17 protein-coding genes are annotated in these 15,347 nt (G+C 45.9%); 12 read left to right on the top strand and 5 right to left on the bottom strand.

Translation table 11 applies throughout. The features are described from left to right. Positions 1-189 precede the first annotated feature (189 nt). From M0R47_RS17205 to M0R47_RS17150, 12 genes are all read left to right on the top strand, one after another. On the top strand, positions 190-1,434 hold the full coding sequence (locus M0R47_RS17205; protein ID WP_292557053.1) for a site-specific integrase: 1,245 nt from the start codon (positions 190-192) through the stop codon (positions 1,432-1,434). 104 nt (positions 1,435-1,538) lie between these two features. Then, positions 1,539-1,976: a hypothetical protein gene (locus M0R47_RS17200; protein WP_292557051.1), complete on the top strand. Its 438-nt coding sequence runs from the start codon at positions 1,539-1,541 to the stop codon at positions 1,974-1,976. 126 nt (positions 1,977-2,102) lie between these two features. After that, complete coding sequence (locus tag M0R47_RS17195; RefSeq protein WP_292557050.1) at positions 2,103-2,363, top strand: AlpA family phage regulatory protein; 261 nt, start codon at positions 2,103-2,105, stop codon at positions 2,361-2,363. A gap of 146 nt (positions 2,364-2,509) precedes the next feature. Next, complete coding sequence (locus M0R47_RS17190) at positions 2,510-2,953, top strand: hypothetical protein (protein WP_292557048.1); 444 nt, start codon at positions 2,510-2,512, stop codon at positions 2,951-2,953. Beyond that, positions 2,950-4,479, top strand: a complete 1,530-nt coding sequence (locus tag M0R47_RS17185) for a YfjI family protein (RefSeq protein ID WP_292557046.1) — start codon at positions 2,950-2,952, stop codon at positions 4,477-4,479. The genes M0R47_RS17190 and M0R47_RS17185 overlap by 4 nt, the downstream gene beginning before the upstream one ends. After that, positions 4,469-4,720, top strand: coding sequence for a hypothetical protein (locus M0R47_RS17180; RefSeq protein WP_292557045.1), 252 nt, complete (start codon positions 4,469-4,471; stop codon positions 4,718-4,720). The genes M0R47_RS17185 and M0R47_RS17180 overlap by 11 nt, the downstream gene beginning before the upstream one ends. Positions 4,721-4,743: 23 nt before the next feature. Next, on the top strand, positions 4,744-5,010 hold the full coding sequence (locus M0R47_RS17175; RefSeq protein WP_292557043.1) for a hypothetical protein: 267 nt from the start codon (positions 4,744-4,746) through the stop codon (positions 5,008-5,010). Continuing rightward, positions 5,007-5,198: a hypothetical protein gene (locus M0R47_RS17170; RefSeq protein ID WP_292557041.1), complete on the top strand. Its 192-nt coding sequence runs from the start codon at positions 5,007-5,009 to the stop codon at positions 5,196-5,198. Before M0R47_RS17175 ends, M0R47_RS17170 begins: the two co-directional genes overlap by 4 nt. Before the next feature lie 543 nt (positions 5,199-5,741). Next, complete coding sequence (locus M0R47_RS17165; RefSeq protein ID WP_292557039.1) at positions 5,742-6,257, top strand: hypothetical protein; 516 nt, start codon at positions 5,742-5,744, stop codon at positions 6,255-6,257. A 58-nt stretch (positions 6,258-6,315) separates the two neighbouring features. Beyond that, entirely contained in the window at positions 6,316-7,026 is a 711-nt protein-coding gene (locus M0R47_RS17160; protein ID WP_292557037.1) for a hypothetical protein, read from the top strand. A 264-nt stretch (positions 7,027-7,290) separates the two neighbouring features. Further along, positions 7,291-10,734: an AAA family ATPase gene (locus M0R47_RS17155; protein ID WP_292557035.1), complete on the top strand. Its 3,444-nt coding sequence runs from the start codon at positions 7,291-7,293 to the stop codon at positions 10,732-10,734. A gap of 182 nt (positions 10,735-10,916) precedes the next feature. Then, complete coding sequence (locus tag M0R47_RS17150; protein ID WP_292557033.1) at positions 10,917-11,198, top strand: DUF1640 domain-containing protein; 282 nt, start codon at positions 10,917-10,919, stop codon at positions 11,196-11,198. Positions 11,199-11,217: 19 nt separating this feature from the next. On the opposite strand, the gene M0R47_RS17145 is transcribed toward M0R47_RS17150, so the two are convergent. The 5 genes from M0R47_RS17145 to M0R47_RS17125 all read right to left on the bottom strand — a co-directional run. Further along, positions 11,218-12,561, bottom strand: a complete 1,344-nt coding sequence (locus tag M0R47_RS17145) for an ATP-binding protein (protein WP_292557030.1) — start codon at positions 12,559-12,561, stop codon at positions 11,218-11,220. 99 nt (positions 12,562-12,660) lie between these two features. After that, positions 12,661-13,338: a response regulator transcription factor gene (locus M0R47_RS17140; protein WP_292557029.1), complete on the bottom strand. Its 678-nt coding sequence runs from the start codon at positions 13,336-13,338 to the stop codon at positions 12,661-12,663. 24 nt (positions 13,339-13,362) lie between these two features. Continuing rightward, positions 13,363-13,617 carry a hypothetical protein gene (locus tag M0R47_RS17135; protein ID WP_292557027.1) on the bottom strand — a complete coding sequence of 85 codons (255 nt, stop codon included), beginning with the start codon at positions 13,615-13,617 and terminating at the stop codon, positions 13,363-13,365. A 170-nt stretch (positions 13,618-13,787) separates the two neighbouring features. After that, complete coding sequence (sppA, locus tag M0R47_RS17130; protein WP_292557025.1) at positions 13,788-14,753, bottom strand: signal peptide peptidase SppA; 966 nt, start codon at positions 14,751-14,753, stop codon at positions 13,788-13,790. A gap of 6 nt (positions 14,754-14,759) precedes the next feature. Continuing rightward, a partial coding sequence (locus M0R47_RS17125; RefSeq protein ID WP_292557023.1) for an HAD-IIIA family hydrolase occupies positions 14,760-15,347 on the bottom strand: 588 nt, incomplete at its 5' end.

The raw sequence follows: 15,347 nt of genomic DNA, 5'->3' as shown, positions 1-15,347 counted from the left end.
TACTTAATATTCATTTTAAAAATATCAACCACTGATTCACACATTCCCACACCCTCCTAAACCCTCCCTAAAAGCCCCTTAAATACTAGCTTTTCTGTCTCTACCTGTTGCAAGCAATCCCACATAAGCGCACAATAAATGTGTACCAAAGCATGTACCAAATTTTCTTGGTACACATAGGAGAGTTCGGTGGCCAAATTAACTGATATACAGATCAAATCCTGGATAAAAAAAGGTGAACATTTTGAAGGCCGCACTGATGGTGGCGGTCTTTATATTTGCTATCGTAAAGAAATGGCTGCTCCAATGTGGCGCTTTCGTTATCGTCTGGCAGGTAAACAGCGCCAAATGTTTATCGGCTCTTACAAAGACCTCCCACTTGTCGATGCTCGACGCAGAGCTAAGGAACTAAGCGCTCGTGTCTCTTTGGGTCATGATGTCGCAGCAGAAAAGCAATCGCGTAAAATCGCCGCTATTGCCCAGATCGAAGCGGAAAAGAACCGTATCACAGTGGCAACACTGACTGAGCTCTATTACAAGGAGCGCGTTCTTCCAAAGCTCAAAAAACCTGAACAGGCGCTAGGACACATTAACCGGCTAAGCGCGGCCTTGGGTAAAATGCTCGTTGAGGATGTGACCGGCAAGCACATCAACACCATGTATCAAAAAGACCTTGCTCGCAGTTATCCGGCAAGCACCAATAAATTAAGAGAACATACGCGCCGAGTTTTTGGATTTGCCGTGGCGCAACACATCATCCCTCATAATCCAGCACAGTGGCTCGACATTTCTTATGCTGGCGGCAAGCAAGAGCCTAGGGAACGCACCTTAAGCAAAGAGGAATTAACGGCGCTGTTTAAAGATATGACAGAGGCAAAAGGCTTTGGTCGTGACAACTATTTAACAGTCAAATTGCTATTGATACTTTGCGTGCGTAAATCAGAGCTTATCAAGGCATTAAAATCTGAATTTAATCTTGGTACGGCAATATGGACAATTGTAAAACATAGGACAAAAACCAAATCGGCCATTGATATTCCGTTACCAGCACAAACCATTGAAGCGCTTAATGAGCTATTTATCAGATCAGCAGACAGCGATAACTTACTGCCCGCGCGTAGTTCTCAGCATAAAAAATTACCGCATATCAGCGAAGCAACACTCAATAAAGCGCTAGAAAAAATAACCAACATCAATCATTTTACTGTCCACGATTTGCGCAGAACTGCCAAGACAAAGCTACAGGAAATGGGTGTTGATGAATTTATCAGTGAGCGATGTTTGAATCATTCCATATCTGGTGTAGCAGGCACTTATGGCCGACATGATTTCTTTGATGAACGCAAAAAGGCTTTGCAACTTTGGGCGAATTACCTGGAGTCATGCGAAACCGGCAAAGATTGGAACGTAACACCGATTCGCAATGCGGTATAGCTCAAATTAACCGAATAGCTCGACGGAGTAATAAGCAGGATTCGTTTCTCTGTTTCTGATTATTCCTCTCGTAACGAACACAACACACTTTAATGGAATGTTGAATGAATAGAAAAAGCAAACTGGAAGCGATGGCTCATGCACTTTGCGGAAAAGTGCCGACTCTACTTGAACAATGCGAAGCACTGGAAGCCGAAAATAGGAGGCTATTTCAGGAACTTAAAGACCAATACATCAAAAATGCTTTATTAGAATACCAGCTAACACCCAAAAAAAGAGGGCGTAAACCTAACCCAAAACCCGAGATTAAAAATCCACCTAAAAAGCCAGGTAAACCGCCGGTGTTTTCAGATAAAACACTTAAGTTAATGATTGAGTGTGTAGACGTGATGAAAGAGAGAGATGCGTTTAAGACCGATAAAGAAGCCTTAATAGAAATTATGATTCAGTCAGGCAGGTATAAATCTAAATGGAGAGCAGAATCAGAGGTAAATAAACTTCAAACTCAGTTAAGCAAAGCGCGAAAGAAATTAAGCAACTAATTGATTAATAGTTAATTTCTAATTTCTAAAACACTTGAAAATTTCGATGATATTGTTATCGACTAGCGAAATTTATATCACCGCAAAATATTGTCATTCCCTAACAGGCCTAAGGAGGCTTAAAGAATGGCAAGTACAATATTACCCGCACTCAATCCCCTATTACGACGTCCCATTGTCGAACAGGCCACAGGCGATAGCCGGTCAACTCTCTATAGAAAAATTCAGAAAGGCTTATTTACTCGTCCCGTGAGGATCGGCGGCGAAAGAGTAGCGTGGCCTTCAAACGAAGTTCAGGCAATCAATCAAGCTCGTATTGCTGGAAAATCAGACGAAGAAATAAAGGCGCTGGTTATTGAACTGGAAGTCGCAAGAGCCGGAGCCTAGATTATGGACAGATTGACCACGAACCCGGCGGCAACCGGGCGTAGCGCAATACAAACAATACAATTCTATTTTACTTCACTTCCTACCCGTATCAAAACCGCAATAATCAAAGTTGGTACATGGTTATCATGGGCAGGGTTCTCGCTATGATGAACAAACAGACCAATTTCAAATCAAAATACGCAGCGTATGGCAAAAGCCTTGCTGAGCGTATGTGCTGGAGCAACCCACCTGATTTTATATTCGTGTGTGTTGGCGGTAATGCCTTTCGAGCTGCCCAAGAACGCAACAAAGACCGCGATATGTCGGCAATGGTACTCACGGCAGAACAAGACCCAAAGGCGCTTATATGGCCTGTTTCTGGCTGTCCCTTCATCGTGGAGTGGGACAGGAGCGCAGCAGCGACGCTAATCATTGAGCTGGTTAAATGCCTATTAAGGGCGTTAGCCATATCCGTTACAGTCTGGCCTGCGTGGGAGGACTTCACCACGCCAACCGGCTACTACGACATATCCAAACCGTTAGATCAGCGCTGGACACCCACACGCGAAACCATCAAGACTTATTATCCCAAGGCGGTGCAAGCATGATGCCCGATGTAATAGATGATTATGGCGAACAACAGCCCATATCTAACTTGTTAATTTGTGAGCCTGAACCGCTACGCGCACCACTACCCAAAGCCGCACCCTATCCAGTTGAAGCGTTAGGCGACGTTTTAGGATCGGCAGCAACGGCTTTGCATGAAACGATAAAAGCCCCGCTAACGCTATGTTGCCAAAGTGTTCTGGCTAGTGCGTCACTGGCAGCTCAAACGCATTTTGATGTCATGCTTCCGTGGGGAGAAAGCAAGCCTTTATCGTTGTTTTTATTGACCGTAGCAGAATCGGGAGAGCGTAAGAGCGGTGTTGATGATGTGGTACTGGGCGCAGCTAAAGCACAGGAGCGGCAGGATATGGAGTCTTACGCTATTGAGCTGAAACTTTATGAGGCCGAGCTTGCCCAATGGAAAGAAGTTGCAGACGCAGCAAATAAAGCGGCAGCAAAAGCAGCAAAAAGCCAGGCAGCGAGTGATTATGCAGCAGAGGCTAAGCACTCATGCCCTAAGAAGCCAGAACCGCCGATTATGCCGCTTAGATTTGTGACAGAACCGACGGTTGAGGGGCTTTATAAACTGATGGCGGTATCACAGCCAAGCCTAGGCTTATTCAGCGATGAGGCCGGGCTATTGATTGGCGGTCATGCCTTGAATTCGGATAACGCACTAAAGACGATGGCGCGATGGTGCAAGATGTGGGATGGCGCAGCATTTGACCGGGTGAGAGCTGGCGATGGCAGTGGCGTTTTATATGGGCGCAGATTAGCCATGCACCAATTGGCGCAACCTGATGTCATGGCGCAGTTATTGAGTGATCGAATGGCGAACGGACAAGGCTTACTGGCGCGGTGTTTAGTGGCGTGGCCTGAATCAACTATCGGTAGTCGACATATTGAACTATTCGAGCAACCAAGGGAGCGCAGGGAGGTTAAGCGACTATTTGCAAAGCTTAAGGCCTTGACCGAAGCAGAGCCGCGCACAGGTAAAAGTGAACAGGAGCTTGATCCGCTAGAACTGCCTTTGAATGAAGAAGCGCAGAGGACGGCTATTGAAGCAATGAATCAGTTTGAAACCCTGATGCAATCCGGTAACGACTTGTCGGAACTGCGAGACAGAGCATCAAAGGCACTTGAAAACGCCTGTCGTATTGCTGGGGTGTTGACGGCAATTGAGGACGGGATGACAGCGCGAGTCATCGACGTTAATCGCCTTAACCGTGCCCTAGTTATCATTCAATGGTATTTGAAAGAGACGCTACGCATAAAAGGCGCGGCAGTTATTCCACAGTCTGTTACTGATGCTGAATCATTATCCAGATGGCTTGACGGGCGCGGTTGTCGAATATTTAGAACAGCCGCGGTGCTTACTCAGGGGCCAAGTCATTTACGCAATAAAAAGCGTCTCGATGCCGCCATAGGTGAGCTTGTGACTAATGGTTATCTTGTTGAAAATGAGCCGGGAATAGTTATTGATAATGTAGTCACTAAAAAATCATGGAGCGTGCAGCATGTGGTTTGATCCTAGTGAATTATCAAAAACAAAAACTATCCCCCCTGCTAATTTTGCTAATCCTGCTAATTGCGAAGCTGAAAGCACCAAAACACCACGCCCAATTAGCAAATTAGCAGAATTAGCAGCGCCTTTAGATTCTGAAATTATTGTTACTTGCTACACGCCTAATGGAAATTCTATAGAAGTAATGGCAAGGAACTCAGAACATGCGGAGTTTTTACGTCGGATGAATCCAAAACCCTGTTAACTATTAAACATTGAGGTTGAAAAATGGCTAATCAATATCCGGTCGAGGTCGATGGCATAACGGGCGAGGTGTCCCACCTACCCCCACACAAAGGAGCGCGATACCGGGCGAAACTGGACACTATGCAGGATGTTAAACGGGAAATGGCAAAGGTATATAGAGAGGCAAGGTCGGGAATGGTTGACGTACAGGATGCCACTAAACTGACTTGGATGCTGCAAGCGGTCAGTAAGGTGATCGAGGGCAGCGATTTAGAGAAACGTATCGAAGTATTGGAGAATCAGAAATGAGCATCAAAACCCGGTTAGACAGGCTAGAGCAATCAACGCCGAAACCACAGCATAATGCAATCTTAATAGTCACTGATGGTGATTTTGTGAGTGAAGATGAAGCCATAACTCGCTGGATGGCTGAAACCGGCAATCCAAGACCGCACCCAGACCAGATGGTTATCTTAATAGTTCCACTCGAACCATAGCGAGGCAACATGAGCATAGAGACCAGGCTATCTAAACTCGAAGCGGCAAATATTCACGATGACAGGCTTAATATCGTTCTGTTAAAACCTTATCGAGACGAACAGCTACCAGAGCCAGAAATAATGGGAAGCGTTAAAGTGAGTTGGCGCTATACCGATAAACCGGCCAATTAGAGACAATGTAATAATATAACAATCAAGGCCGGTAGCCTTAACGGATTATGGGCTTTTTTGTATCAACTTGCCCAATCCCACCACTACAGGTAACTTTGTGAAGCAAAAAAACCCGCCGAAGCGGGTTAAGTGTTTTCAACGAGAGAGATGTAGTAAAAACTACAGGCATATTTAAACCCAACATAACATGATGATGATTTGCTTAAGAATTAAAATGATTAGCAAAATGTAACAACTAAGACCGGCTAACCATGCCGGTTTTTTATGTCAATTCGATAGGCGCAAACTTATACTAAAAAAGGTTGCTTGTGATTTAGTGTGTTATCTAACCCAATAATGTAAGATGATGTATTTCTAACGGCTTTGTCAATGGGACTGATTAACGTGATCAAATTTAGTGTTATCTTAATTGTAAGTATTATGGGTGTAGGATGTACGTCTGTAACGGTTAGACCGCTTGAAGCGTCTTATAGCGTGAAACATATCTGTATCAAAGAAAATCCAAAAGTTGAAGTGGATGATTTTGTGCAGGTGATAGCTGATGACCTGAAGCGCCATAACATAACAAGCGAATTTATAGCGTTATCGCCTACGACTAAGGCCAAAGTCCAGGATGAAGAAGATAGTTTCCCTGATCAATATTATATGGATATAACTCCATCCCCAGACTCATGCGACTTTAATTTAACCTATACCGCCAGACGATCATGGGATTTTGTAACTTATTTATCCTCGGCAGATATTGCAATCTCAGACAAAAATTCAAGGATTGCTCATGCCAATTATCATCTTAGAGGCAAAGGCGGTTTTTCCCCGTTGAAATGGCAAGGCGTAAAAACAAAAATCGACCCTGTCATGGATGAGCTTTTGATGTTTTATAAATAACCTTGTGTGGGCCAGCTTATGATTTGTTTTACTGCTTAAAGAAAAAGGATTAATTAGTATGAAAAGTATCACCATCATGGCGGTTTGCGTAGCTATTCTTGGTGGATGTTCCGCGGAACAATCCAAAAAATCTATTTCTGCTCAAGTAGATCCTCAGCGTACAAGTGGATGCAGAATAGCTCATCTTGATAAGAGAAAGGTATTACAAGCCGAGGATAGGAAGAAAGAACTAGAGAATCAGAACTTCCTTATTTTAACAAATGACGAGGCGAATTTTGTTTCTAAAGAATTGGACTTAACTAACTCAATAGTTTCCGATAATTACCGGATTTCAAATAACACGCAAAATCAATTGAACAATATCCGGGCGAAACAATGTAAGGTAGCCTTAATCAACTACACTAGAATCCTTGAAAATTATCACCAAGCGAAAGCTTCAAAAAAACAATTAGAGAAAGAATTTTTAGAGTGGGATAAACATCTGGTTGAACTGAAAAGCAATGCATCAAGTGAAATATTTGAAGTTGAACAAAAGCGCTTTTCAGATGCATTTAATATTCGTCGGAATGAAGAACTAGCTAAGCTTGAAAAAACTTTTACCGATGAAGTTAAGGATTTTAGTCAGCGTAATAAGGTTGATTTAATTGTAACTGGATTTACAGAGAATTATGAAGAAGTAGCGCATGAGGTAAAATTTTCAGATGTCACCGAAGAATTCAGGAAATTTACTGAAACTCTGGGTGAAGATACAAAACAAGGTTCAAACTAAACCTACAGATGTCTTTCAACTCGCCAGCAAATATAGGTTGATTCTTAGGAATATTGATTGGTTTAATTAGTCGTAAGACAGAAACAAGGCCGGGTAACACCGGCTTTTTTGTGCCAGACATTTAGGCAAGTATTGCGGGTGTTTTGTACGCTTGTTTTCCCAGGCAATCCCGTGGTGTATCATGTAAGCATATCCAAAGTGTGTACCAATGCGTGTACCAAATAATCAATAACCATTTAGTACAGGCATATAAAACAGATACTTATGAAAATACTCAATATTCATTTTAAAAATATCAACTCATTGGAAGGCGAGAGCCGGATCGATTTTGAACAATCGCCTTTTTCAGATACCGGGGTTTTTGCCATTACCGGTCCTAACGGATCGGGAAAATCCAGCATTTTAGATGCCATTACGCTGGGCTTGTATGGCGAGACTTTCCGTTTCGACCGTCCTGCCGGGCATGTAATGACCAAACACACGGTCGAGTGTTTTTCGGAAATTGAATTTGCCCTGGATAAGGTGAAATACCGGTCCAGTTGGCATGCGCAACGGCAAGATGCGGATCCTGAGGGCGAGTTAACGTCGCCCGAAATGAAGCTGACCCGATTGAGCGACGATGAGGTTCTGGCGACCACCCCCCAACAGGTATGCGCACGCATCACTGAAATCACCGGGATGAATTTCCGCAACTTTACCCGCTCAATATTGTTGGCGCAGGGCGATTTTGACGCATTCCTGAACGCGCTGGACAGTGAGCGCATGGATATTCTGGAAAAAATCATCAGCACTGACATTTACGCGGACTATAAAAGCGAAGTTGATAAAAAAGCCGCCGACGCGCAGCAACGCCTGGATTATTTAAACCAGGATTTATCGGTTATACCCATCATCGAACCGGAAAAACTGGAAGCCTGCGAACATGACCTGATCGATTTCATTGACCAAACAACCGAGCTGAAGGAGGAGCAAAGCAATCTGAAGCAGCAGTTGGACTCGTTGCAAGATGCGCTAACTCTGCAAAACCGGATTGCCGACCAGGAAAAAAGTCTGCAACAAATCAAAACGCTGTCAGAAAGCGAGCAGCAAAAGCTGGATCAGCTGACCACGGTCCAGGATGCACGGCTGTTTCAAGATGATGTGCTGGCTATTAAGGAAAAAAAGCACGAAATTCATCAGGGTAAAGAAACACTGGAAGACTTTCGTAGCGAACTTAAGCAGATACAAGACCATGTCGGCGCAGATAAGACGACTCCGGATGGATTGCCGCATAAATCAGCCGAGGAACAAGGGCAAGCCATATCCGAAATTAAAGCCCAAATAGGCCAGATTACTGCTCAGCGGCAGTCGGAATCAGACTTATGGCAATCTTTAGACGTGCAGATTGATGATAAAACAGCCAATCTCGCCAATGTGTCCAAATGGCTGGAAGAGCATGTCGCCGATGAATCTTTGCTGGCAAGTTTTCCCGAAACAGGCCGATTAAAAAAGCTCCGGGCTGAACTGGTCGAACTGAAAGAAAAACAAAAATCATTCGCCAAGTGGTCCAATAATGCTGCGGCATCGCTGAAAAACAACGAATCGGCTATTGCGCAGGAAAATAAAAGAATTGCCGAATTAAAACATAAATTACCGCTGGCAAAAAAGGCGCTGGAAGAGTTGGCGCAAGGCAAAAATCTGGCTGAGCTTGAGGAGTTCCGGCAAGAGCAGCAAGAACGGGTTAATGACTTTCGGGCACTCTACAATCTGGCTATCACTTACCAAAAACTGACCAAAAGCGGTTTTGGATTCCTCCGCATCTTTGGCCGCAAAGAGCAGCCGAATCATGATATTGAGGTGCTGGAGTCTGAACTTGCCGCACTAAAACAGGAAGTAAGCCGGGAAGAGAATATTAAGCTCACCCTGGAAATGGCTGTTTTCCGTGAATCGTTACTGCGCAAAATGGCCCCGGACCGGCAGCATCTTGTTGACGGCGAGCCTTGTTTTTTATGCGGCTCCCCAAAGCATCCCTATGTCCAGTATCCGCCGAGAGTGGGCAATTCTCAACAGGCGTTAACGGATCAGAAAGCGAAAATAAAAGCTTTAATGGCAGCGTCCGGTAAGCTGGAACAACAGCTTAAAGCCACGCAAAAACAGTCCGAAAAAAACCAAGCCAACCAGACAGAGCAGATCAAGATCAAGTCTCAATGGCAAACTTTGTGCAACCGGCTTAATACGGCCAGCGAAGACCTGAGAATCGATAAATTGCGCTTGCTGCAACATCGGCTAAGCACCGAAATCAGCGAATTAAAAACCATTACCGGCGTAATTGCCGATTATCGAAAAAAACAGTCCGGTATCGAACAGCTGGAAGCCTTAATCGCCAAGGGCGAAGCCACTGCTGAACGCTTGCAGCTAAACTCCCGGCAACTGGATGCCGAACGGCGGGACCGTCCTAAGGAAGAGATCGATTACGATGCCGCATTGATTGCCCGCCAGCAGGAAGAGCAACAACTGGCCGACGAGGTCGTTGCACAATTAGCCTTGCTGGGCGAAAAAATGCCGGCCAAAGGCAAAGAAGATGCCTTGTTTGACCGGCTAAATGCGCGCCGCCAGGATTATCAAAGCTATGTTTTCCGTCAAAAAAGCTTAACCGAGGAACTGGAAGCATTGAAGGCGAAAGCAGACCATTGCCAGGTTGAAATAGCCGCATATGATGAAAAGCTTGCGCGTTACAACCGACAATTACAAAACGAGGAAATCGTCGGCCTGCATTTAGCCTTGATTGAAAAGCAAAAACTGATTGCCGACAAGGAACAGATTATCAGCAGACAGGAAGCCGAGCTCGACGTATTAAAGCGGTTATTGCAAGACAAGATGCAGGGAACGCCATTTACCAGCCTGCATGAGCTAACTCAAACGCTGGAGCTGTTGCAGCACCAGCCGGAGCTGGAACGGCACCTGGCAGAACTGGAACAGGAAATTGATGCAAAAGCCATAGAATTGGAAAAGAGCCGGCTCGAACTGGCGGCAGGCAGTATGCTGGTTGCAACTGAATCGAGTCCGGAACAACTCGCCGCCCAACTGAAAAGCGTAACCGAAAAACTGGCGATAGCCAATCTTGAAATCCAACGTCTGGAACGGCTGTTGGACGAACAAAAACAATTTAGAGAAAAGGCCGATACGATTCTGGCCCAATTGCAGGATCAACAAGAAATTGTCCGCCTGTGTAACGCGGAAGCCGCTCAAATAGCCGAGGAAAGCGGCATGGCTTTTCGTCGCCGGGTTCAACAACGGATAGCCGATCGGCTGCTGTCCCAAACCAATGCCGTACTGGAAAAAGTCAGCGGCCGTTATTATCTGCGGCAAATACCCAGTGAGCAGGGCTTGGCATTGGAAATTGAAGATACTTACCAAGGCAATGTCCGCCGACTACCCAGGACACTGTCCGGCGGAGAGAGTTTTGTGGTGAGTTTGGCGCTGGCGCTGGGGCTTTCGGAATTAGCCAATAACGGCAAGTCCGTGGATTCGCTATTTCTCGACGAAGGCTTTGGCAACCTGGACTCGGAAACGCTTTATACCGTTATCAGCACTCTTGAAGGCCTGCATACCCATGGAAAAACCGTCGGCGTTATTTCCCATGTCGAAGGCGTTCAAAAACGCTTTAAAGCCCAGCTACAGGTGGTCAAAAAGCCTAACGGATTGGGAATGTTGAAACAGGCGTCGTAAACCGGACAGGAACACATAGAGCACCGTTATGATGCTGATGAATTTCCTGTAAATGGTGCGCGGCGTCCACTCTACGGAACTAAATTTTAAATAAATGACCATTAAAAAGCTCTGTTGCCGAAAAGCAGTGAGTTTTTGTTGTGTTATACTTCGGCCAGATTTAACAAAAGGAAAACCGAATTATGGCGGCAATTACGTTTGATACTTTGAAATATGCAAATAGACTAAAGGCAGCGGGTGCCGAGCCGAAGGTAGCCGAGGCTGAAGCGGAAGCGTTAGCCGAAGTTTTTGAGCTGAATTTGAACGAAATTGCTACTCGTGAAGACCTAAAACACATGGAAGAACGATTAAATGAAAGACTGGAAGCACGATTGCTTCAACTTGAACAACGCATGATTATTAAATTAGGCGGGGTAATGGTTGTTACAATAGTTGCCGTTGCTACGTTAGTGAAGATTTTATAGTGATAAGAAAACCAAGCCTTTAAGGTAAATAAACACTCCATTTCATGCCGTACAGCGTTTCGCTCTTTTTGCCTTCCAACAGCCCGCCCAGCAGCCCGACCAATTCGTTAACAACAGCCATGCCGATGCCGTGCCCATGAATATTTTCATCGGCGCGGACGCCTCTTTTTAAAATCTCGGCCAGTTTCCCGGCAGGTATTCCCGGCCCGTCGTCTTCAATCTCAAGCAACACCGCAAAATTCTGCCTGCCTTTGCTCTGATTCAGGAAAACATTGACTTTAACGGCACTACCGCACCACTTGCAGGCGTTATCCATCAGGTTTCCGGCTATTTCGTACAGGTCGCCTTCGTCGCAATAAACCAGACTTTGTTTCGGCACGGTTATATCGAAAGTTATATTTTTATCGATATACACTTTACCCAGCGATGCGGCGGTTTTTTCTATAATTGCAGATAAATCCACCGCTCCGACGGTTTTATGCTCGCCCTTTGCGGCAGCTCGCTGTAATTGATACTCGACGATTTCATCCATACGCAAAATCTGCTCTTTTACCGTTTCCTTATTAGCGCTAAAAGAATCGGCGCAGCCGCGTAATATCGACAGCGGTGTTTTCAGGCTGTGCGCCAGGTCCGCCAAGGCGTTACGGTAACGCTCCAGATGCGCCCGCTCACTGTTTATAAAAGCGTTGAGATTGCCGGCCAGACCTTCCAGTTCCGTTGCATAGTCCCCGTCCAAATGGGTTTTGCGTCCTTTTTCTATCGCCGCCAGGTCTTTTACGATAACCCGTAAAGGCTTTATGCCCCAACGCAACAAAATCAACTGAATCAATATCAACACCAAGCCCAGAGCCAATAACCAGACTCTTAAGGTTTTTCTAAACTGCTCCACCTGACTACTGACAAACTGGGCATCTTCAGTTACGGTAAAAACGTATTCGCGTTCGACACCGACGACATTTTTCCAGATGACCGCGTAATGCAGCGCGTAACGCTCGTGCTCAGCCATCAAAAATGCGGAATTGCCAGCACTTAATTCCGGTGGAGGCGTTACATTCAGCCCTATGGCCGATGGCGAACGCCAGACAGGATTTTTTTTTGTCGAATGGATAAAGCCGTAAAGGCCGGAACCCGGCGTTGCGAACCGGGGCTCGGGCAAACCATTCGGCATGCTGAGATCACCGGAATTTTTTAGCTCTGCGGCCGATAGCAGCGAATACACATGAACTTGCAGCTTTTCCTTTAAGGCTTGTTCGGCACTTTCTCGGAAGCCCTGCTCAAGCACCACCGAAGCCAGCGCAAAAAATGCGGCAAGCACCAGTCCGGCTGAAAGCAGTAATCGAACGCTTAATGATTTAACCTGCATTCAAAGCCTGTAGGAAGAGTTTGGGGATCATAAGTTTCTTAATAAACACTCAGCAAAAGCCTTGCTTTCATTAATAAGAAACATTATTCGAGAATCGAATCAATCGTGTTTGGCAGGAATCAGGTAGCCTCGACCACGTAAGGTTTCAATGGGCTTGCGCGTACCGTCGGGATCAAGTTTTTTTCTCAATCGGCCGATAAAAACCTCCAGAACATTGCTGTCCCGGTCAAAGTCTTCATCGTAAATATGCGCGGTCAAAACGGACTTTGAAACCACCTCGCCTTTTCGAAACATCAGGTATTCCAGCACCTTGTATTCGTAAGCCGTTAGTTCCTGTTTGACGCCGGACACGGTGACTTCCTGAGCCACGGTATCCAGTTCAATGTTGTCGTGGGTTAAGACCGGATGAGCCACCCCGGCCGAGCGCCTTATCAGGGCGTTAATCCTGGCCTGCAACTCTTCATAATGAAACGGCTTAACCAGATAATCATCCGCCCCGGCTTCCAAACCCTCTACTTTTTCCTGCCAGCGGCTGCGGGCGGTTAAAATCAGGATAGGGACAGTTACCTTGTCTTTGCGCAGGCGCTTGATCAGTTCGATGCCGGAAAAATCCGGCAGGCCAATGTCGATTACGGCCGCATCAATCGGATATTCCTTGCCCATGTAATAGCCGTCTTGGCCGGTATGTGCAGTATCGACGGCAAAGCCTTTATCGGCAAAGAACTGCTGAATTTGTTCGCAGAGTTTTACTTCATCTTCTACAACTAGAATGCGCATGTTTTTATCTGTTTATGCGTGAGATTAACTGACTAACTGACCTGTTTCCGCGTCAATTTTGAAATATTGGATACGCCCATCAGGCGTCAGCACTTTGATGACGTGCACCTCTCTGCCATCAATGATTTCTGTTTGCGCGCCCAGCACCTTATTGTAGGTGCCGTCGATTATTTGTTTAGTTGCTTCGTCCAAATTGACGTATGCCAGCTGGTTGTTCTCTGCAAAACAGCTAGTGGAAAACAACAAGGCAACTATAACTACTCTAATCAAATTTCTCATGGACAATCCAGAGCCTGGGGCAATTAACCAAATTTTTAACTTTCCATTTACCGCAAAGTTTATGCTTTTTCCGGCTCGTTCGAACGCTTCGCTAACTAGCGGAAATTCATCTTTCTAATCTATCGAGCCACAAAAATTTTAACCCATCCCCCTGAATCAACACTGAATCTTTAGCGTAACGACGCGCCCTGAACCAGGCTGCTGATCGCTTGCCCGAAAGAGGCTCCCAACTTGCCTGCGATTTTATCGAGCAGCTGTTCCTGCCGACTGAAATCAACCAGGGTTTCGGCGCCAATCAATTCCTTGGCGACATAATCCTGATTGCCGACGCCGTCAACGATGCCCAATTTCACGCCTTCTTCGCCTGTCCAAACCAAACCTGAAAACATATCGGGATCTTCCTTAAGCCTGTCGCCGCGGCCGGCTTTAACCGCGCTGATAAATTGCTGATGTACTTGATTCAACAGACTTTGTACATAATGCGCTTCCTCTTTTTTGGAGGGCGAAAAAGGATCAAGCATGGCTTTATGCTCGCCCGCCGTAAATAGCCGACGCTCTACGCCCAGCTTTTGCATGCCGTCCACAAAACCAAAGCCATCCATCAATACGCCTATAGAACCTACCAGACTGGAAGGATTGACAAAAATTTTGTCGCTGGCCGAAACGATAAAATAACAACCTGATGCGCAAATATCGCTGACTACGGCATAAACCGGCAAGTCAGGGTGTTCTTTTTTAATTTTCTTGATTTCCTCATACACATAAGACGACTGCACAGGACTGCCGCCAGGCGAATTGGCATGCAGGATAATACCTTTGGTGTGCTTGTCTTTGACGGCATTTCTCAAGCTTTCGATAATGCTGTCGGCGTTGGCATCTTTGCCTTCGGCAATCATGCCGACCACATCGATAACAGCGGTGTGATCTTTACTGTCAACGCCAATATTCTGGCTAAACTTTGGATACATCGCCAAGCCGAGCACGACGATCAAATACGCAAACATCAGGCTCTTAAAAAAAACGCTCCAACGCCTTGCCCTGGTTTGCTCGGTAACGGCCGCCAGAGCCAACTTTTCAATAACCTCGCGTTCCCAGCCGGATTGCTGTGTAACTTCTGGTTTGTTCTGATTATCCATACCTTATTAACCTCTAATAATATTCAATAATTCCGCAGGCTGCTGTAAGCACATCAACGGGCTATATTGCTGCAATATGTCCTCCGGATGAGCTCCGCACGACACCGCTATGGATGATATTTGGGCATTCATCGCCATTTGCAAGTCATGAGTGGAATCCCCTACCATTAAACTACGGTCGTTTGCCGCATTGGTATGCTGCATGATCTGATGCAGCATCAACGGATCCGGTTTAGACGCGGTTTCATCGGAACAACGAGTTATGCAGAACAGCTCTTCGGTACCGGTCGCCTGTAATGCTTCCTGCAAGCCCGTCCTGGTTTTGCCGGTAGCAACAGCCAGTCGATAGCCTGTTTGTTTCAATTCCACCAACATCTCGTAAACGCCGGGAAACAAGTCTTCGCGGCTGAGCTGTCTTGATAAATAAGTTTGCTGATAACAATCGGTTAATTGCGTCAGCGTTTGCTGGTCGGCGCCGGGAAACAGCTTGGCACAAGCGTTTCTGATGCTCAAGCCGATGACATCTTTCGCAGCCTGAGTTTCCGGAATGCCGCAGCCGCATTGTTTCCCTGCCGTTTGCAGGCAATGTGCGAT

Source organism: Methylobacter sp. (genome assembly GCF_023227905.1).
Taxonomy (GTDB): Bacteria; Pseudomonadota; Gammaproteobacteria; order Methylococcales; family Methylomonadaceae; genus Methylobacter_A.
Note: the sequence above shows the minus strand (reverse complement) of the source record. Positions and strands in the feature narration are given on the sequence as shown.

Bases quoted from the DNA above. Each gene is read 5' to 3' on its own strand.
- M0R47_RS17200 (WP_292557051.1), top strand. From the start codon at position 1,539: ATGAATAGAAAAAGCAAACTGGAAGCGATGGCTCATGCACTTTGCGGA.
- M0R47_RS17195 (WP_292557050.1), top strand. From the start codon at position 2,103: ATGGCAAGTACAATATTACCCGCACTCAATCCCCTATTACGACGTCCC.
- M0R47_RS17190 (WP_292557048.1), top strand. From the start codon at position 2,510: ATGATGAACAAACAGACCAATTTCAAATCAAAATACGCAGCGTATGGC.
- M0R47_RS17185 (WP_292557046.1), top strand. From the start codon at position 2,950: ATGATGCCCGATGTAATAGATGATTATGGCGAACAACAGCCCATATCT.
- M0R47_RS17180 (WP_292557045.1), top strand. From the start codon at position 4,469: ATGTGGTTTGATCCTAGTGAATTATCAAAAACAAAAACTATCCCCCCT.
- M0R47_RS17175 (WP_292557043.1), top strand. From the start codon at position 4,744: ATGGCTAATCAATATCCGGTCGAGGTCGATGGCATAACGGGCGAGGTG.
- M0R47_RS17170 (WP_292557041.1), top strand. From the start codon at position 5,007: ATGAGCATCAAAACCCGGTTAGACAGGCTAGAGCAATCAACGCCGAAA.
- M0R47_RS17165 (WP_292557039.1), top strand. From the start codon at position 5,742: ATGGGACTGATTAACGTGATCAAATTTAGTGTTATCTTAATTGTAAGT.
- M0R47_RS17160 (WP_292557037.1), top strand. From the start codon at position 6,316: ATGAAAAGTATCACCATCATGGCGGTTTGCGTAGCTATTCTTGGTGGA.
- M0R47_RS17155 (WP_292557035.1), top strand. From the start codon at position 7,291: ATGAAAATACTCAATATTCATTTTAAAAATATCAACTCATTGGAAGGC.
- M0R47_RS17150 (WP_292557033.1), top strand. From the start codon at position 10,917: ATGGCGGCAATTACGTTTGATACTTTGAAATATGCAAATAGACTAAAG.
- M0R47_RS17145 (WP_292557030.1), bottom strand. From the start codon at position 12,561: ATGCAGGTTAAATCATTAAGCGTTCGATTACTGCTTTCAGCCGGACTG.
- M0R47_RS17140 (WP_292557029.1), bottom strand. From the start codon at position 13,338: ATGCGCATTCTAGTTGTAGAAGATGAAGTAAAACTCTGCGAACAAATT.
- M0R47_RS17135 (WP_292557027.1), bottom strand. From the start codon at position 13,617: ATGAGAAATTTGATTAGAGTAGTTATAGTTGCCTTGTTGTTTTCCACT.
- sppA (WP_292557025.1), bottom strand. From the start codon at position 14,753: ATGGATAATCAGAACAAACCAGAAGTTACACAGCAATCCGGCTGGGAA.